Source organism: Bordetella genomosp. 9 (genome assembly GCF_002261425.1).
Classification (GTDB): Bacteria; Pseudomonadota; Gammaproteobacteria; order Burkholderiales; family Burkholderiaceae_B; genus Bordetella_C.
Genome location: NZ_NEVJ01000001.1, coordinates 37,522 through 52,294, shown reverse-complemented (window position 1 = coordinate 52,294; position 14,773 = coordinate 37,522). Strand labels below are relative to the sequence as shown.

The following is a 14,773-nucleotide window of genomic DNA, read 5'->3' as shown; positions in this document are numbered from 1 at the left end:
TGCCGGTTACGTACCACGATGCTACAAGGTCTTACCGCCGCCGGATTGATCCGGCTCAAACGATGCGTCAAACGCCGCCGTCCGTCAGCCGATACCAGGTCACGACGGCATTCACGTAGATACGCCGCAAGCCGTACAGCGGAAAAGGCTTGATGGGCGACAGCGGCACCGGCAGCGCCGCGGCCGAGCCGGTGGCCACGTAGTCGGCCATCGCCTTGCCCATGGCGGTCTGCAAGCCGACGCCACGCCCCTGGCAGCCGATGTCGATCAGCAGCCCGGGCTCGGGTTCATGCAGATGGGGCAGATAATCGCGCGTGATGGCGACCCGGCCGCACCAGCGGAATTCGAACGGCACGCCGGCCACGCGCGGGAACATCTTGACCATGACGCGCTCCAGGTGGCGCCAGTCCGCCACGCCGCGCGGCTCGCGGAACGGTCCGCGCCCGCCCATCAGCAGACGGCCCTGGTGATCCATCCGGAAGTACAGCAGCAGGTTGCGCGTATCGGAGCAGACCTGGCCCTGCGGCAGGATGCCGGCGCGCACGTCTTCCGGCAGCGGCCGCGTGGCCACCTGGAAGGTGTTGGCGTCGATGATCGTCGGCTTCAGCCCGGGCCACAGGCCGGCGCCGTAGGCGTTGGTGCACATCACCACCCGGTCGGCCGCGACGGTGGCCCCGGACACCGTCGTGGCGATCCATTTGCCGCCGTCGCGCCGCAGGTCCGCCACCGGACTTGCCGTGTGCACGCGGGCGCCGGCATTCATCGCCGCGCGCGCCAGTCCGCGCACGTAGCTCAGGGGCTGTATGGCGCCGGCGCGGGTGTCCATCCAGCCGCCCAGGTATTTGTCGGTGCCCAGCAGCGCGCCGACCTGTTCGCGGTCCAGCGGGCGCGCATCGACCCCGCGCCGCGCCCACTGCGCCGCGCGCTTGTGCGCCAGCGCCAGCGCCTGCGGAGTGTGGGCGCCCTGGATCCAGCCGGTGCGTCTGCGCGGCACGTCCATGCCGTGCCGTTCGATCAGATCGAAGACGATATCGGCCGTGCGCCCGGCGAAGTCGATGACCTGCTCGCCGCGTTCCGGTCCGTAGTGCGCCAGCAGTTCGTCCGGGTCGTACTTCAAGCCGGGGATGACCTGGCCGCCGTTGCGGCCCGAGCCGCCGAAGCCGATATCGCGGGCCTCCAGCACGACGACGTTGACGCCGCGCTCGGCCAGGTGCAGCGCGGTGCTCAGGCCGGCGTAGCCGCCGCCGATCACCAGCACATCGGCGCTGGCCGCGCCCGCCAGGGCCTCGGTGGGCGGCGCCGTGCCGGCGGTGGCCGCCCACAGGGACGGCGACAGCGGGAACGGTCCCTTGCCGTCGCCATCGAATACGCCGTCGTCGGCGCTGCGGCTCTGAGCTTGCGGCATGATGAAGCGGTCCTTACATGGGATGCAGCACGCGGCGCAGGAAGTCCTGCGTGCGCGGATGAGTGGGATGATTCAGCACTTCGCGCGCGACGCCCTGTTCCACCACCACGCCGCCGTCGAAGAACAGCACGCGGTCGGCCACTTCACGGGCGAAGCTGATTTCATGGGTGACGACGACCATGGTCATGCCGTCGTCGGCCAGCTTGCGCATGACGCCCAGCACGTCGCCCACCAGTTCGGGATCCAGCGCGGAGGTCGGCTCGTCGAACAGGATGGCCTTGGGCTGCATCGCCAGCGCGCGCGCGATCGCCACGCGCTGCTGCTGGCCGCCGGACAGCTGCGGCGGATGCGCATCGGCCTTGTCGGCCAGGCCGACGCTGGCCAGCAATTCCCGCCCGCGTTCGGTGGCCTGCGCGCGCGGTTCGCCCTTGACGTAGATCGGCCCTTCGATGACATTCTCCAGCGCGGTTCGATGCGGGAACAGGTTGAAGCGCTGGAACACCATGGACACCTGCGTGCGGATCGACACGATGGACGCGGCGTCGCAATCCACGCGTTGCCCGTCGACGGTGATCTCGCCCTGGTTGTAGCGCTCCAGTCCGTTGATGCAGCGCAGGATGGTCGACTTGCCCGAGCCCGACGGGCCGATGATGCACACCACCTCGCCCTTGCTGATTTCGGCGTCGATGCCCTTCAATACCTCCAGGGCGCCGAACCGCTTGTGCACGCCTCGCATCGCGATCATTTGGCGGCGCTCCTTTTTTCCAGGTGGCGCACCAGCAGGATGAGCGGCACGCACATCACCAGGTACATCAGCGCGACCAGCGTGAATACCGTGGCGTTCTTGAAGGTCGACACGGCGATCAGCTTGCCCTGCAGCGCCAGTTCCGCCACCGTGATGGTGGACGCCTGGGAAGAATCCTTCAACATCATGATCATGATGTTGCCGTAGGGCGGCAGCACGATGCGCACGGCCTGCGGCAGCACCACGCGGCGCATGGTCAGGCTCCAGCTCATGCCCATCGCCATGGCCGCTTCCACCTGCCCGCGGTCGATGGCCTCGATGCCGGCGCGGAAGTTCTCCGCCTGGTAGGCGGAGTAGGCGATGCCCAGGCCGATGATGGCGGCCTGCACCGCCGTCAGCGCGATGCCGGCATCCGGCATGACGAAGTAGATGTAGAACAGCAGCACGATGATGGGGATGCCGCGCAGCACATTGATCAGGCCGGCGCTGAACCTGGACAGGGCCTTGATGCCGGACACGCGCATCAGGGCCCAGACCAGGCCCAGCACGGTCGACAAGGCCAGCGAGCCCACCGTCACCAGGATGGTGAGCTTGGCGCCCTGCAGCAGGATGGGCAGGTATTCCCGCGCATCCTGGAAGAATTCCATCATCGTTTTATCCCCCGTTGCCTGGGTGCGCCAGGATCAGGCCAGGCCCCACTTCTTCAGGATGGCGTCGACCGTGCCGTCGGCCTTCAGCTTCTTCAGCGCCGTATCGATCTTCTTCAGCAATTCGGGATCGTCCTTGCGCGTGGCGATGCCCACGCTGCCGGTCACGGCGGGCTTGTAGCTCTTGACCATGCGCAGGTTGCTGAAGGCGCCGCTGGCATTCTGGTTGATGGTGTAGGCCGCGATCGGATAATCCATGAAGCCGCCCTGGATGCGGCCCGCGTTGACGTCGCGCATCATGTCCGGCGGATTGTCGTAGAGCTTGACCTCCTTGAACACGCCGCTGTCCTGGATGGGCTTGACGAAGGCCGTGCCGACCTGCACGCCCACGGTCATGCCTTTCATGTCGGCGAAGCTGGTGTATTCCTTGGTGTCGCTCTTGGGCACCATCAGGCCTTCGCCATAGGTGTAGACGGGATCGGAGAAGGACACCACCTTCTGCCGTTCGGGCGTGATGAACATCGCCGCGGAAATCACGTCGATGCGCTTGGATTGCAGCGAACCGATCAAGGCGGAGAACGCCATGGGTTCGATCTGCACCTGGAAGCCGGCCTCCTTGCCGACCGCCTTCATGATGTCCACCATCACGCCTTCGATGGAGTTGGTCTTGGTATCCAGAAAGGTGAACGGACTGCCGGTGGGCGTGGAGCCCACCTTCACGACCGCCTGCGCGCCGGCCGTGGCGGCCGCGGCCAGCGAAATCGCGGCGAACAGGGATGCGGCGATGGATCTGAGCTTCATGGATCGTCCTTTTGTGCGTGAAGTGAAATCGCGTGACGTTGACGTGCCGGCGGCGGCGGACCACGGCCCGTTGACGTTGAAGAAAAGTCCTTCGGTCAACGGGCGCTAGGTTCGCCGGCGCCGTCCTTCCCGAGGCCGTGGCGGCGGTGCGTTCGCATCGCCGTCCGTATCAGCCGCGATATTGCTGATGGCCCAGATCACTTCCGTGCGGACATCGCCCGGATTGCGCCAGCGGCGCGGCGTGCGGCTGGCATAGCAAAAGCTGTCGCCCGCGCGCAGCAGCATGACGCGGTCTTCGATGCGCAACTCCAGCAGGCCGCTCAGGACCACGCCCACCTGCTCGCCCTTGTCCGTGACGAACAGGTCGTCGCCGGTGGAGCCGCCGGGCGCGATGGAGATACGGCACAGGTCCATGGTGCGCGCGGCGGGCGGCGTCACCACTTCCTTGGCAATGCCTTTTTCGTCCAGGCGCAGCATGCGATGCGTGCCGGCGCGTTCGACGTTGTCGCCAGCGGCCGTGTCGTCGCATTCGGCGTTGCGCAACAGCGTATCGGCCGACACGCTCAGCTCGCGCGCCAGCACCCGCAGCGTCTTCACCGATATCGAACTCAGTCCGCGCTCGATCTGGCTAAGCAGGCCCAGCGACATGCCGCAGGCCGCCGCGACGTCGGCCAGCGAGCGGCCCTGGTCCTTGCGCAGCTGGCGAAGTTGTTCGCCCAGCCAGAGATCGACCAGCGAATGCCCCTGGCGCACGGCGCGCGGCCGGATCGCGGCTCGCGCGTCCGGCGCCGGCGTAGGCTTGCGTGCGGCGGTCGACAGGGCCATGGAAATGAAATTTTCACGATTCTGGAATTTTCAATGCTAGCGGCGCGCCGCTGCCAGCGGCAACCTAGGGACATCCCGCGTTTGCCCCCTTGCGAGCGGCCCCGCTTTGGAACATGATCGCCGCACCGGCGGAGCGCGCCGGCGTGTGCAGGGGCGGCAGGCGTACGCGCGAGCATGCAGGACGGCACGCGGCCGGCCCTCTTATCGAGAGGACATCATGCTTTTTCGACATCGCACGTTGATCATGGCCGCCATGGCGGCAAGCCTGGCCGCTTCGGTATCCATCGCGCAGACCACCGCGCCCGCCAAGACTCCCACGCCGCAACAGGAGCGGATGGCGAAATGCAGCGCCGCCAACAAGGGGAAGACCGGCGACACCTACAAATCCGCCATGAGCGCCTGCCTGAAAGGCGAACAGCCCGCCGCCACCCTGACGCCGCAGCAACAGAAGATGAAGGACTGCAATGCCCAGGCCAGCAAGCAGGCGCTGAAGGGCGACCAGCGCAAGACCTTCATGAGCACCTGCCTGAAGGGTTGACCAGGAGAAGACCCACATGACCACGCAAGCCGCACCGCTGGATGGCAGTATCGTCCAGGCCCTGACGCACATCACCACGGCGACGCTGACCACCGTTTTGCTGAAGAAAGGCCTGCGCAATGTGTGGATCCGCGGCGCGGCGCCATTGCGGTCGGACAGCCCCCGCATCGTGGGGCGGGCCTTCACCCTGCGTTTCGTCCCGGCACGGGAAGACCTGGCGACGCCGGCATCATGGGCGTCGCCGATTTCCACGCGGGCCGCCATCGAGGCGATGCCCGATGGCGGCATCGCCGTCGTCGACGCGCTCGGTGTGACGGACGCCGGCATCTTCGGCGACATCCTGTGCGCGCGCATGCGCAAGCGCGGCGTGGCGGCGCTGGTCACCGACGGCGTGGTGCGGGACCTGGCCGGCGTGCTGGGCACGCAGCTGCCGGTCTGGTGCCGCGGCGCGGCGGCACCGCCTTCGGTCGCCGGCCTGACCTTCGTCGGCTGGCAGGAACCCATCAGCTGCGGTGGCGTGGCGGTGTTTCCCAATGACGTCATCGTGCTCGATGCCGACGGCGCGGTGCTGATACCCGCCGCCCTGCTGGAAGAAGTCGTGCAGGCCGCCGTCGAACAGGAACAGCAGGAAGCCTGGATCATGGAACAGGTGGAAGGCGGCGCGCAGTTGCCGGGCCTGTATCCGCCCAATGCCGAGAACCAGGCGCGCTACCAGGCCTGGCGCGCGCAGCGGCGCGATCGGCCCTGAACCCGCCCGCCCACGGGAGTCGGGCGGATCAATCCTGCAAGCCGCGCACGTTGCGATACGCGCAATGCCGCGTGTCCACGTAGCGCCGCCGGAATTCGACCGGCTTGTCCTGGAAGGTGTATGCCGTACGCTCGACCTGGAGCACCGAGGTCCCGGGCTTGAGCCCGAAGGCCGCGGCCACGCCGGCGTCGGCATCCGCCGCGGTGACGTCCTCCTGCACGCGCACGACCGACACGCCGTAGCGTTCCTGGTAGTACCCGTAGATCGAACCGCGCCGCGCCGCGAAATCGTCCCCGGACAAATTCGGGAACACGTTCAAGGGCATCCACAGGCGGTCCAGCATTACCGGTACGCCGTCCATCCGGCGCAGGTTCTCCACATGGGCGAGCGAGCCGTTGCGTTCGATGCCGAACAGCGCGGCGAAACGCGCGGTGGCGCGCTCCCTGGCGAAGGACAGCAACTCGGCCGTCACCTTGATGGCCGCGCCCGTCGGATCGACGTAGTTGAAATACAGGTCGAAGGCGTGGTCGTCGGTAAAGCGCGCGACTTCCGTGCCGCGCCCGGCACGGCGCGTCAGCAGCCGCTCGGCCACCAGCGCTTCGACCGCCCTGCGTACCGTGCCGATGCCGACGCCGAACAATCTGGCCAGCTCGGGCTCCGGCGGCAGGCGGTCGCCGGCGGTCCACACACCGGTGCGCAGGCGCTCGACGATTCCGGCACGGACGATTTCATAGAGAGGCTGGTCGTAAGAAGGCGCGCTGGCGGGCATGGCTGGGATCCGGCGGAAGGCTGGCCGCCATTGTATCAATTCGAATCATTCGAATGATTCGTTTGACTCGTGCGGGGCCCGAGGCCTACACTCGCCGCACGCCATGCCGGACGGCAGGCGCCACCAGGAGGACTGACATGCCCAATCCCATCAAGCACATCGCCTTCCGGGTCGAAGACCTGGACAGGGAAAGCGCGTTCTACGAGAACGTCTTCGGCTATACCCACGTGAACACGGTACGGCGCAAAGGCAAGCGCGGCGACCACATCTCCCGCCACATGACCGACGGCTACATGGACCTGACGCTGATCCAGTACGAATCGGCGGATGCTGACGAAGCGGAATTCGCCGGCCCGTCGCCGTGCATCCACCACATCGGCATGGAGGTCGACGATCTGGACGCCTTCATCGCGGCGATAAAGAAAAACGGCGGGGAGATCCTGACCGAGCCCGGCCATCTGCCGGTCAAGTTCCGTTCACCGGGCGGGCCAGTGGCCGAAGTGGTGCCGCGCAAGCGCTGGGAAAGCGAAACGCTGGCCGCCGGCGTGCACGGCGAAGTGCTGCAATAGGCCACGACGCCGGCTGCCGCGCATCGGCGCGGCGTGGTCAGTCGGCGTGGTCGATTGGCGTGCTCAGTTGGCGTGCTCAGGCGGCCACGTCCAGGGCGCGTCTCGCCGCGGGATTGCCCGCCGCGGAATCGCCGGAAGCCAGCGCCAGCTGATACAGGGCGTCGATCAGTTGCGACGCATGGATGACGCCGACCAGCCGACGGGCATCGTCCACGACCGGCACGCAGGCGATGCCGGACGCCATCGGCCGGGCCAGCTCGATGGCCGGCATGGCGGGCGTGGCATAGGCCACTTCGGAGCGCATGCAATCGCGCGCCAGCGAGGCGCGTGAAGGCGCTCCGGGCGCCGACGCCAGCCGCACCGTGCGGGCGGACGCGTCGCCGTGCGCCAGCAGGCCGAGCAGATGGCCCTGGCCATCCACGACGGGCAGGGCTGCCAGCCGATGGCGATCGAGCAGGCGCAGGGCGGCGTCCAGCGGCTCGTCATCGCGCACCACGACCGCGTCCCGCAGCATGACCTGCCCGCAGGCCAGGCCGCCGAAGCGCCGCAGGCTGGCACGGCGTTCCGCCTCCAGCACGATATCCGCCAGGTCTTCCCGGCTGATGTCCAGCAACTGGTCATGCGAACGCAGGGCTTCGTCCAGATCGGCGCCGGTGAAGCCCAGCGGCGTGGCCGCGCGGTTCAGCGCGGCCGGCGCCGCCTGGACGTGGCGGTGCGGATAATTGCGCTTGAGCACGCCATTGAAGACCACCGCGATGCACAGCAGTACCGCGGAGTTCACCGCCACCGGGTACAGGGCATAGCCATAGCCCAGCTGCGCGATGGAAGGGCCGCCCAGCACCGCGGTCAGCGCGACCGCGCCGCTGGGCGGATGCAGGCAGCGCAGGGCAAACATGACGGCGATGGCCGCGGCGACGCTACAGGCCGCCGCCAGGCCCGGCGCCGGAATCAGGTGCGAGAAGAACACGCCGACCAGCGCGGCGCTGACGTTGCCCACCATCAACGACCAGGGCTGCGCCAGCGGGCTGGCCGGCGCGGCGAACGCCAGCACGGCCGACGCGCCCATCGGCGCGATGAACCACGGACTAGCCTCGCCCAGCGCATGGCGGGCGATCCATTCCGTGCATGACAGGCCGAGCAGCGCGCCCAAGGCGCCCAGGATTTTGTCGCGCCGGCTGGCGCCGACGGGGGCCGGCGCGTATGCGCCCAGGCCTTGCTTGAACCAGCTGAACACGCGTTGTCTCCAAGCCGGCGCCTATGGACTGGAACGTGGTGGCGCGCGGACGGCCGTGAAATTTATCACGCGGCTACATAGCTGAAAGGCATACCGTTATGCGCCGCGCGGCGCTCATGCGTGCAGCGGATGATTCGGCGCGAAGCGCGCCCGATACTGCTGCGGCGTGACGCGCAGCCGGCGCAGGAACAGGCGGCGCAGGTTCTGCTCGCTGCCGTGCCCCGTATCGACGGCGATGCGCTTGAGCGGCGCGACGCTGGCTTCCAAGGCCCGGCAGGCCGCTTCGAAACGCATACCTTCCACCGTCTTCGCCGGCGTCCGGCCGACCGCCGCCACGTAGGCGCGGGCGAAGGTGCGCGGCGCCATGCCGGCCTGTTCGGCCAGCCGCTCCACGCGCAGGTCTTCGTGCAGGTGCGCGGCCATCCAGGCATGCAGTTCGGCGAACTGCGGCTGCCCGGATTCGTGCTGCGCGAGCAAAGGCACGCTGAATTGCGACTGCCCGCCCGGCCGCTTGATGAACATGACCAGGTCGCGCGCCGTCCCCAGCGCGATGCGATGGCCCAGGTCGGCCTCGACCAAGGCCAGCGCCAGGTCGATGCCCGCGGTGACGCCGGCCGAGGTCCAGATGTTGTCCTGCTGGATGAAGATGGGATCCGCATCGACGCGCAAACCGGGATACATGGCCTGCAGGCGGCCGGCCCAGCGCCAGTGCGTCGTCACGCGCAGCCCCTGCAGCAGACCGGCTTCCGCCAGCAGGAAGGTACCCGTGCACACGGAGCACAACCGCCGCGCCTGGCTGGCCTGCCGCGCGATCCAGCGCGCCAGCGCCGGCTCGGCGACCGCCTGGCCATCGGGACTGCCGCCCGGCGCGATCAGGGTATCGATGGCCCGGCCCGCCAGCGCATCCAGCGCTTCGGTGGCGACCGCCACCCCCGCGCCGGTCAGCACGGGACCGCCGTTTTCCGAGGCGACGACGATCTCGTACGGCGGCGACCGCTGTTCGCCCGACGCCACGGCCTGCCGGTTCGCCGTTTCGAAGGCCTGCACGGGCCCGCTGATGTCCAGCAGGTTGGCGCCGCGATAGCTCAGCATCACGACGAGTCTCCGCTGCGCGGGTAATGCGTCCTCGGGTACGTCCAGGCTTGCGCGCGTCATTCCATCCTCGGTGTTTTCAGGTGCCACCATAGGGTCATGGCGGCCGCCAGCGCTACCACCGGCAGCATAGCCGCGTTCAGCGTGAACCAGCCGAAGCGTTCCAGCACCGGGCCCGCCGCCAGCGTGGCGAGCGCGGTCGCGACGTAGCGCAGCAGCTCGGCGCAGCCCTGCGTCGCCGCGCGTTCGGCCGGACGGTAGCTGCGCGCCAGCAAGGTGGTGCCGCCCACGAACATGAAATTCCAGCCCACGCCCAGCGCGAACAGCGAGACGTAGAACGCGTCCAGGCTGGTCGACGCCATGGCCGCCAGCGCGCTGATCACGTTCAGCGCCATGCCCGCGTAGAGTACCGCCGGCAGCCCGAAGCGGGCGATCAGCGCGCCCGCGAAGAACGAGGGCGCGTACATCCCCACCAGGTGCCATTGGATGATGCCGGCGCCCTGGTCCATCGTATGGGAGCACGCCACGGCGGCCAGCGGCGCGGCCGTCATCACCGCCATCATCGATACCGAGCCGACGACATTGTTGGCGATGGCGGCCACGAACACCGGCTGGCGCGCGATCCGCGCCAAGGGCCGCTGCGCCGGGCTGGCGGTTCCCGGGGACGCGAGCCCGCCCGCCGTAGCGGACGCGGGAGCAGAGGCGGCATGGGGGTCCGGACCGTCGCGGTAACCTGTCCACAGGATCGCCGCCGAGATAAAGCCCAGCAGGGCCACCATCAGATAGGCCCCCGCGAACAGGACGGCCGGGAATAGATCCTTGGCCCAGTTCGCCAGCGCCGGCCCCAGTATCGCCGCCACCACGCCGCCCGCCAGCACCAGCGAAATGGCGCGGCTCTTGTCGGCATTCGGCACGGCGTCGGCGGCCGCCAGGCGGTAGTACTGGGCGAACGCCTGGAAGACGCCGACCGCGGCGGTGCCGGCGCAGAACAGCCAGAAATTGGCGTGGAAGACGGCCCACACCGACACCAGGCCGCCCGCGCCGCAGGTCATGGCCCCCAGCACGAAGCCCGCGCGCCGTCCCCAGCGTTGCAGCAGGAAGGACGCGAACCAGGTGGTCACCGCGCCGGCCACCGTGATCAGGGCGAATGGCAGCGTCGCCAGCGACTTGTCCGGCGCCAGTTGGTAGCCGGTCAGGCCGGTCAGCGTCAGGTCTATGGATATCGCGCAGGTATACAGGCCCTGGCAGAGCGCCAGGACGCGGGCGTTGCGTCCGCCCGCGGCAGCCGTCGTGAACATCGTCGTCTTGTTCCATGCACCCGGGCGCCGACGTGGCGCCCGTGACGAACTAGGCTATCGAGGCGGCGGCGCGTGCGTGGGACAACAAACCTTCAATTCCTGCCAAACCCTGCAAGACTCCCCGCGGACTCAGCGTCCCACGCCGTAGCGCGGGCCCGGCTTGCCCACCGCCAGCCGCTGCGCCAGTTCCTGGCGCTGGGCGTCGTAGCGCAGCCAGTCCTCGCCGTCCTGCAGCGACGGGATGGTCACGGCTTCGCCCTGGTCCAGGCCGGCCAGCGACGCGTCCACCATGTCCTCGGCGCTCATCACCCAACCCTCGGGCAGCTTGGCGTGGTCCATGCCGGCGACGCCCCAGAACTCGGTGGCCGTGGGGCCAGGCAGCACCGCCTGCACCCGCACGCCCTTGTCGCGGAGTTCATATTGCATCGCCTGCGACAGCGCCAGGACATAGGCCTTGGTGCCGCTGTAGACGCCGTTCAACACATCGGTATTGATGGCCGCGATGGAAGAAATATTGATGACGTCGCCCTTGCCGCGCGCCAGGAAAGCCGCGGCGGCGGCGTGAGCCAGGCGCGTCAGCGCCGTGACGTTCAGGTCGATCATCGCTTCCATGCGATCGAGGTCGGCCTGCAGGAAAGGCGCGACCAGGCCGAAGCCGGCGTTGTTCACCAGGACGTCGATGCTGGCGTCATCGCGCAGCAGCGCTTCGACGCGGCGCTGGCCGTCGCGCTGGCCCAGGTCGGCCACCAGCACGGCGGCCTTGCGGCCATGGGCTGCCTGCAGCCGATCGGCAAGTTCCCGCAGGCGTTGTTCGCCGCGCGCGGCCAGGATGAGGTCGTAGCCGCGCCGCGCCAGGCGGTCGGCATAGATGGCGCCGATGCCGGACGACGCGCCGGTGACGAGTGCGGTGCGCTGGCGGGAAGCGGTGTGGCTGGTGGTGGCATTCATGATGTGATCCGGAAAGGTTTTCGATGCCGCCATTCTGCGGGCCGGAGCCCGGGTCTCAAATGACGCAAAACCCACTTTTCCTGCCATGACGGAAAATACGCCGCCGGAGCCTTGGCGGCCTACAATGCCGTATCGACCAACGCCCCGACCAACCCCGCGAGACATCATGGCCACGCGCATCGCCCTTGTGGTATTTCCCGGCTTCCAGATCCTGGACCTGTCCGCGCTGACCGTCTTCGAACTGGCCAACCTGCACCTGACCGACCGCGGCAAGGACGCGCATTACGCCATGGACGTGGTTTCGCAGGACGGCGGGCTGGTGCCGTCATCGTCCGGGGTCGCCATCCAGACCCGGCCCATCGGCCGCAGGCACTACGACACGCTGATGGTAGGCGGCGCGGTGGAAATTCCCGCCAGCACGCCGGCGCTGATCGCCAGCCTGCGCCGCGTCGCGCGCCGCACACGGCGCGTCGCCAGCATCTGCACGGGCGCCTTCCTGCTGGCCGAAGCCGGCCTGCTCGATGGCCGCCCGGCCACGACGCACTGGGCCCTGGCCCACGAGCTGCAACGCCGCTATCCCGCGATCCGCATGGACGAAGACAAGATCTTCGTCAGCGACGGCGTGCTGTGGACCTCGGCCGGCATGACGGCGTGCATCGACCTGGCCCTGGCGCTGCTGTCGGACGACCTGGGCCCGGACGCGGCGCGCGCCGTGGCGCGCAAGATGGTCATCCACTACCGCCGCAGCGGCGGCCAGTCGCAGTTTTCCACGCTGGCCGAGCTGGAGCCGGATTCCGACCGCATACGCGCCGCGCTCGACTATGCGCGCGAGAACCTGCGCGAACCGCTCAGCGTCGAACAGCTGGCGGACCAGGTGCACTGGAGCCCGCGGCATTTCAGCCGGGCGTTCCAGGCGCAGACCGGGCTGTCGCCCGCCAAGGCGGTGGAGAAGCTGCGGCTGGAAGCGGCGCGCGCCTTGATCGAGGAAGGCGAAAGCTCGATCGCGCGCGTGGCGACGCTGACCGGATTCGGCGACGAGGAACGCATGCGGCGCGCCTTCCTGCGCACCCTGGGCCGGCCGCCGCGCGACCTGCAGCGGGAAGCGCGGCGCCGGACGTCCGCCGCGCCGCTCGCCGGCCTGGCCGCAACGGCCTGAACCACCCTGGTTGCCATGGCCTGAACCGGTCCGGCCGCCGTGGCCTGAACCGGACCCGGATGAATCGGATCGCTTGAACCGGACCCGCCCGGACCGTCTACGCGGGTTGCTACGCCCGCGCCACAGGTTGTATTCTTATCAATACAACCATACATCAACGATACCGGAGACAAGATATGCGAGCCTCTCGCCGCGCCTTCGCCATTTCCCTCGCGGCCCTGGCCGCCGCCAGCGCCGCCATCCCCGCCCACGCCCAGCAGACGCCGCCCATCAAGCTGGTGGTCGGCGCGCCGCCGGGAGGCACCACCGACACCGTCGCGCGCAGCATCGGCACGACCATGGGCAAGGAACTGGGCCGCACCGTGATCGTCGAAAACCGTCCTGGCGCCGGCGGCAATATCGCCGCGGACTACGTCGCCAAGAGCGCGGCCGACGGCAATACGCTGCTGGTGAGTTTCAACAGCTTCTCCATCAACGCCAGCCTGTACAAGAACCTGCCCTTCGACCCGCGCAAGGACTTCACGCCCATCAGCATGCTGGCCAGCGTCCCCAGCGTACTGGTGGCGCGCAAGGACTTTCCCGCCAGCAACATGGCCGAACTGATCACGCTGGCCAAGGCCCATCCCGGCAAGTACACGATGGCCCTGGGCGGCATCGGTTCGTCGCTGCACATGGCCGGCGAGCGCATGAAGATGATGGCGGGCCTGGACATCATCAATGTTCCCTACAAGGGCACGACCCCGGCCGTGACCGACCTGCTGGGCGGGCAGGTGGACATGATGTTCGGCAGCACCCTGAACGTCATCCCGCACGTCAGGAGCGGATCCTTGAAGGCGCTGGGCGTCAGCAGCGCCAAGCCGCTGGAATCGCTGCCCGGCGTGCCGCCCATCGGCGACACCATCAAGGGCTTCGAGTCCAACGCCTGGTTCGCGCTGTTCGGACCGGCCAGACTGCCAGCCGACACCCTGGCCAGGCTGAACGACGCCGCGCGCAAGGCCGTCGCGGCGCCGGATTTCCGCCGCCTGCTGGAACGGGAATCGGCCACGGCCGTCAGCAGCACGCCAGAAGAACTCGTTAAATTCGTCAACGAAGACATCGACCGCTATGCGGAAGTCGTGAAGTTCACGGGCGCCACGGTGGAATAAGGCGCGTCCGGGGCGCCGCGCATGCCCGCACCACGAAGGACACATGAACAGCCCGCTGCCGCTCTATCACAAGGTCTACCTGCTGCTGCGCCAGCGCCTGCTGGACGGCGTATACCAGGCCGACCAGCCCTTGCCCGGCGAAAACGCGCTGGCGCAGGAATACGGCGTGTCGCGCCTGACGGTGCGGCGCGCGCTGGACGCGCTCGCCAGCGATGGCCTGATCGCGCGGCGCCAGGGGCGCGGCACCTTCGCCCAGGCGCCGTCCCAGCTATCGGCGCCGCAGCGGGGCGGCACCGTGGACGCGTTGATGGCGCACCTGGCCCGCATGGGCATGAGCACCCAGGTCAAGCTGCTGGAGCTGGCGACCGAAGCCGCGCCGCCGGCCGTCGCCGCGCGCCTGGAAGTGCCGCCCGGCTCGCTGGTCCATCGTTCCGTGCGCGTGCGCAGCCACCAGGGCGAACCCTTCTCCTATCTGCGCACCTACGTGCCGGACGCCATCGGCCGCCGCATCTCGCGCAAGGCGCTGGGCAGCAAGCCGCTGCTGCAGATCTTCGGCGAACTGGGCATCCGCGTCTCGGGCGCGGAGCAGGCCATCAGCGCGGTGCTGGCCGACCCGGCGGAGGCGGAAGCCCTGGGCGTGCCGGTCGCCTCCGCGCTGCTGAACATCCGCCGCCTGGTGCGCGACGCCGCCGGCAGGCCGGTGGAATACCTGGACGCCCGCTACCGTCCCGATCGTTTCGAATATCGCCTGGACATGGCCGCCCACGAAACCGCCGGCACGCCGGTGTGGCTGCCCGCCGGGCCGGGTGCGTAATACCGCGCGCCATGACATAAGGACATAACGGAGACTCGC

At 68.7% G+C, this 14,773-nt stretch carries 16 protein-coding genes; 6 read left to right on the top strand and 10 right to left on the bottom strand.

Features of this window, described 5'->3' with window-relative positions; genetic code table 11:
* Positions 1-67: 67 nt before the first annotated feature.
* The 5 genes from CAL26_RS00255 to CAL26_RS00235 all read right to left on the bottom strand — a co-directional run bounded on the left by CAL26_RS00255 (position 68) and on the right by CAL26_RS00235 (position 4,423).
* On the bottom strand, positions 68-1,405 hold the full coding sequence (locus CAL26_RS00255; RefSeq protein ID WP_094844971.1) for an NAD(P)/FAD-dependent oxidoreductase: 1,338 nt from the start codon (positions 1,403-1,405) through the stop codon (positions 68-70).
* Between the two features lie 13 nt (positions 1,406-1,418).
* Positions 1,419-2,150, bottom strand: coding sequence for an amino acid ABC transporter ATP-binding protein (locus CAL26_RS00250; protein ID WP_094844970.1), 732 nt, complete (start codon positions 2,148-2,150; stop codon positions 1,419-1,421).
* Positions 2,147-2,800, bottom strand: a complete 654-nt coding sequence (locus CAL26_RS00245; protein WP_094844969.1) for an amino acid ABC transporter permease — start codon at positions 2,798-2,800, stop codon at positions 2,147-2,149. The genes CAL26_RS00250 and CAL26_RS00245 overlap by 4 nt, the downstream gene beginning before the upstream one ends.
* Before the next feature lie 33 nt (positions 2,801-2,833).
* The gene (locus CAL26_RS00240; RefSeq protein WP_086062833.1) at positions 2,834-3,598 is read right to left on the bottom strand and encodes an ABC transporter substrate-binding protein; all 765 of its coding nucleotides are present in this window, start codon (positions 3,596-3,598) and stop codon (positions 2,834-2,836) included.
* 105 nt (positions 3,599-3,703) lie between these two features.
* Positions 3,704-4,423: a helix-turn-helix domain-containing protein gene (locus tag CAL26_RS00235; RefSeq protein ID WP_094844968.1), complete on the bottom strand. Its 720-nt coding sequence runs from the start codon at positions 4,421-4,423 to the stop codon at positions 3,704-3,706.
* A 217-nt stretch (positions 4,424-4,640) separates the two neighbouring features.
* On the opposite strand from CAL26_RS00235, the gene CAL26_RS00230 reads away from it, so the two are divergent.
* Both CAL26_RS00230 and CAL26_RS00225 read left to right on the top strand, forming a co-directional pair.
* Positions 4,641-4,961 (top strand): PsiF family protein, encoded by a 321-nt coding sequence (locus CAL26_RS00230; protein WP_094844967.1) that lies wholly within the window; start codon positions 4,641-4,643, stop codon positions 4,959-4,961.
* Between the two features lie 16 nt (positions 4,962-4,977).
* Positions 4,978-5,709 (top strand): ribonuclease activity regulator RraA, encoded by a 732-nt coding sequence (locus CAL26_RS00225; protein WP_094844966.1) that lies wholly within the window; start codon positions 4,978-4,980, stop codon positions 5,707-5,709.
* Positions 5,710-5,737: 28 nt separating this feature from the next.
* Here the strand turns inward: CAL26_RS00225 and CAL26_RS00220 are convergent, their stop codons facing one another.
* Complete coding sequence (locus tag CAL26_RS00220) at positions 5,738-6,478, bottom strand: GntR family transcriptional regulator (RefSeq protein ID WP_094844965.1); 741 nt, start codon at positions 6,476-6,478, stop codon at positions 5,738-5,740.
* A gap of 137 nt (positions 6,479-6,615) precedes the next feature.
* Between CAL26_RS00220 and CAL26_RS00215 the strand changes: the two genes are divergently transcribed.
* Positions 6,616-7,047, top strand: coding sequence for a VOC family protein (locus CAL26_RS00215; RefSeq protein WP_094844964.1), 432 nt, complete (start codon positions 6,616-6,618; stop codon positions 7,045-7,047).
* A 76-nt stretch (positions 7,048-7,123) separates the two neighbouring features.
* Here the strand turns inward: CAL26_RS00215 and CAL26_RS00210 are convergent, their stop codons facing one another.
* The 4 genes from CAL26_RS00210 to CAL26_RS00195 form a co-directional block, all read right to left on the bottom strand.
* Positions 7,124-8,281: an HPP family protein gene (locus CAL26_RS00210; RefSeq protein WP_094844963.1), complete on the bottom strand. Its 1,158-nt coding sequence runs from the start codon at positions 8,279-8,281 to the stop codon at positions 7,124-7,126.
* A 114-nt stretch (positions 8,282-8,395) separates the two neighbouring features.
* The gene (locus CAL26_RS00205) at positions 8,396-9,436 is read right to left on the bottom strand and encodes a GlxA family transcriptional regulator (protein WP_094844962.1); all 1,041 of its coding nucleotides are present in this window, start codon (positions 9,434-9,436) and stop codon (positions 8,396-8,398) included.
* Positions 9,433-10,671, bottom strand: coding sequence for an MFS transporter (locus CAL26_RS00200; RefSeq protein WP_094844961.1), 1,239 nt, complete (start codon positions 10,669-10,671; stop codon positions 9,433-9,435). The genes CAL26_RS00205 and CAL26_RS00200 overlap by 4 nt, the downstream gene beginning before the upstream one ends.
* Positions 10,672-10,800: 129 nt before the next feature.
* Positions 10,801-11,619, bottom strand: a complete 819-nt coding sequence (locus CAL26_RS00195; protein ID WP_094845936.1) for an SDR family NAD(P)-dependent oxidoreductase — start codon at positions 11,617-11,619, stop codon at positions 10,801-10,803.
* Positions 11,620-11,785: 166 nt separating this feature from the next.
* On the opposite strand from CAL26_RS00195, the gene CAL26_RS00190 reads away from it, so the two are divergent.
* The 3 genes from CAL26_RS00190 to CAL26_RS00180 all read left to right on the top strand — a co-directional run bounded on the left by CAL26_RS00190 (position 11,786) and on the right by CAL26_RS00180 (position 14,734).
* On the top strand, positions 11,786-12,775 hold the full coding sequence (locus CAL26_RS00190; protein ID WP_094844960.1) for a GlxA family transcriptional regulator: 990 nt from the start codon (positions 11,786-11,788) through the stop codon (positions 12,773-12,775).
* Positions 12,776-12,951: 176 nt separating this feature from the next.
* Entirely contained in the window at positions 12,952-13,920 is a 969-nt protein-coding gene (locus CAL26_RS00185) for a tripartite tricarboxylate transporter substrate binding protein (RefSeq protein ID WP_094844959.1), read from the top strand.
* Positions 13,921-13,963: 43 nt separating this feature from the next.
* The gene (locus CAL26_RS00180; RefSeq protein ID WP_094844958.1) at positions 13,964-14,734 is read left to right on the top strand and encodes a GntR family transcriptional regulator; all 771 of its coding nucleotides are present in this window, start codon (positions 13,964-13,966) and stop codon (positions 14,732-14,734) included.
* The last annotated feature ends 39 nt before the right edge of the window (positions 14,735-14,773 follow it).

Bases quoted from the DNA above. Each gene is read 5' to 3' on its own strand.
- CAL26_RS00225 (WP_094844966.1), top strand. From the start codon at position 4,978: ATGACCACGCAAGCCGCACCGCTGGATGGCAGTATCGTCCAGGCCCTG.
- CAL26_RS00215 (WP_094844964.1), top strand. From the start codon at position 6,616: ATGCCCAATCCCATCAAGCACATCGCCTTCCGGGTCGAAGACCTGGAC.
- CAL26_RS00205 (WP_094844962.1), bottom strand. From the start codon at position 9,436: ATGACGCGCGCAAGCCTGGACGTACCCGAGGACGCATTACCCGCGCAG.
- CAL26_RS00255 (WP_094844971.1), bottom strand. From the start codon at position 1,405: ATGCCGCAAGCTCAGAGCCGCAGCGCCGACGACGGCGTATTCGATGGC.
- CAL26_RS00195 (WP_094845936.1), bottom strand. From the start codon at position 11,619: ATGAATGCCACCACCAGCCACACCGCTTCCCGCCAGCGCACCGCACTC.
- CAL26_RS00190 (WP_094844960.1), top strand. From the start codon at position 11,786: ATGGCCACGCGCATCGCCCTTGTGGTATTTCCCGGCTTCCAGATCCTG.
- CAL26_RS00250 (WP_094844970.1), bottom strand. From the start codon at position 2,150: ATGATCGCGATGCGAGGCGTGCACAAGCGGTTCGGCGCCCTGGAGGTA.
- CAL26_RS00235 (WP_094844968.1), bottom strand. From the start codon at position 4,423: ATGGCCCTGTCGACCGCCGCACGCAAGCCTACGCCGGCGCCGGACGCG.
- CAL26_RS00240 (WP_086062833.1), bottom strand. From the start codon at position 3,598: ATGAAGCTCAGATCCATCGCCGCATCCCTGTTCGCCGCGATTTCGCTG.
- CAL26_RS00200 (WP_094844961.1), bottom strand. From the start codon at position 10,671: ATGTTCACGACGGCTGCCGCGGGCGGACGCAACGCCCGCGTCCTGGCG.
- CAL26_RS00230 (WP_094844967.1), top strand. From the start codon at position 4,641: ATGCTTTTTCGACATCGCACGTTGATCATGGCCGCCATGGCGGCAAGC.
- CAL26_RS00185 (WP_094844959.1), top strand. From the start codon at position 12,952: ATGCGAGCCTCTCGCCGCGCCTTCGCCATTTCCCTCGCGGCCCTGGCC.
- CAL26_RS00180 (WP_094844958.1), top strand. From the start codon at position 13,964: ATGAACAGCCCGCTGCCGCTCTATCACAAGGTCTACCTGCTGCTGCGC.
- CAL26_RS00220 (WP_094844965.1), bottom strand. From the start codon at position 6,478: ATGCCCGCCAGCGCGCCTTCTTACGACCAGCCTCTCTATGAAATCGTC.
- CAL26_RS00245 (WP_094844969.1), bottom strand. From the start codon at position 2,800: ATGATGGAATTCTTCCAGGATGCGCGGGAATACCTGCCCATCCTGCTG.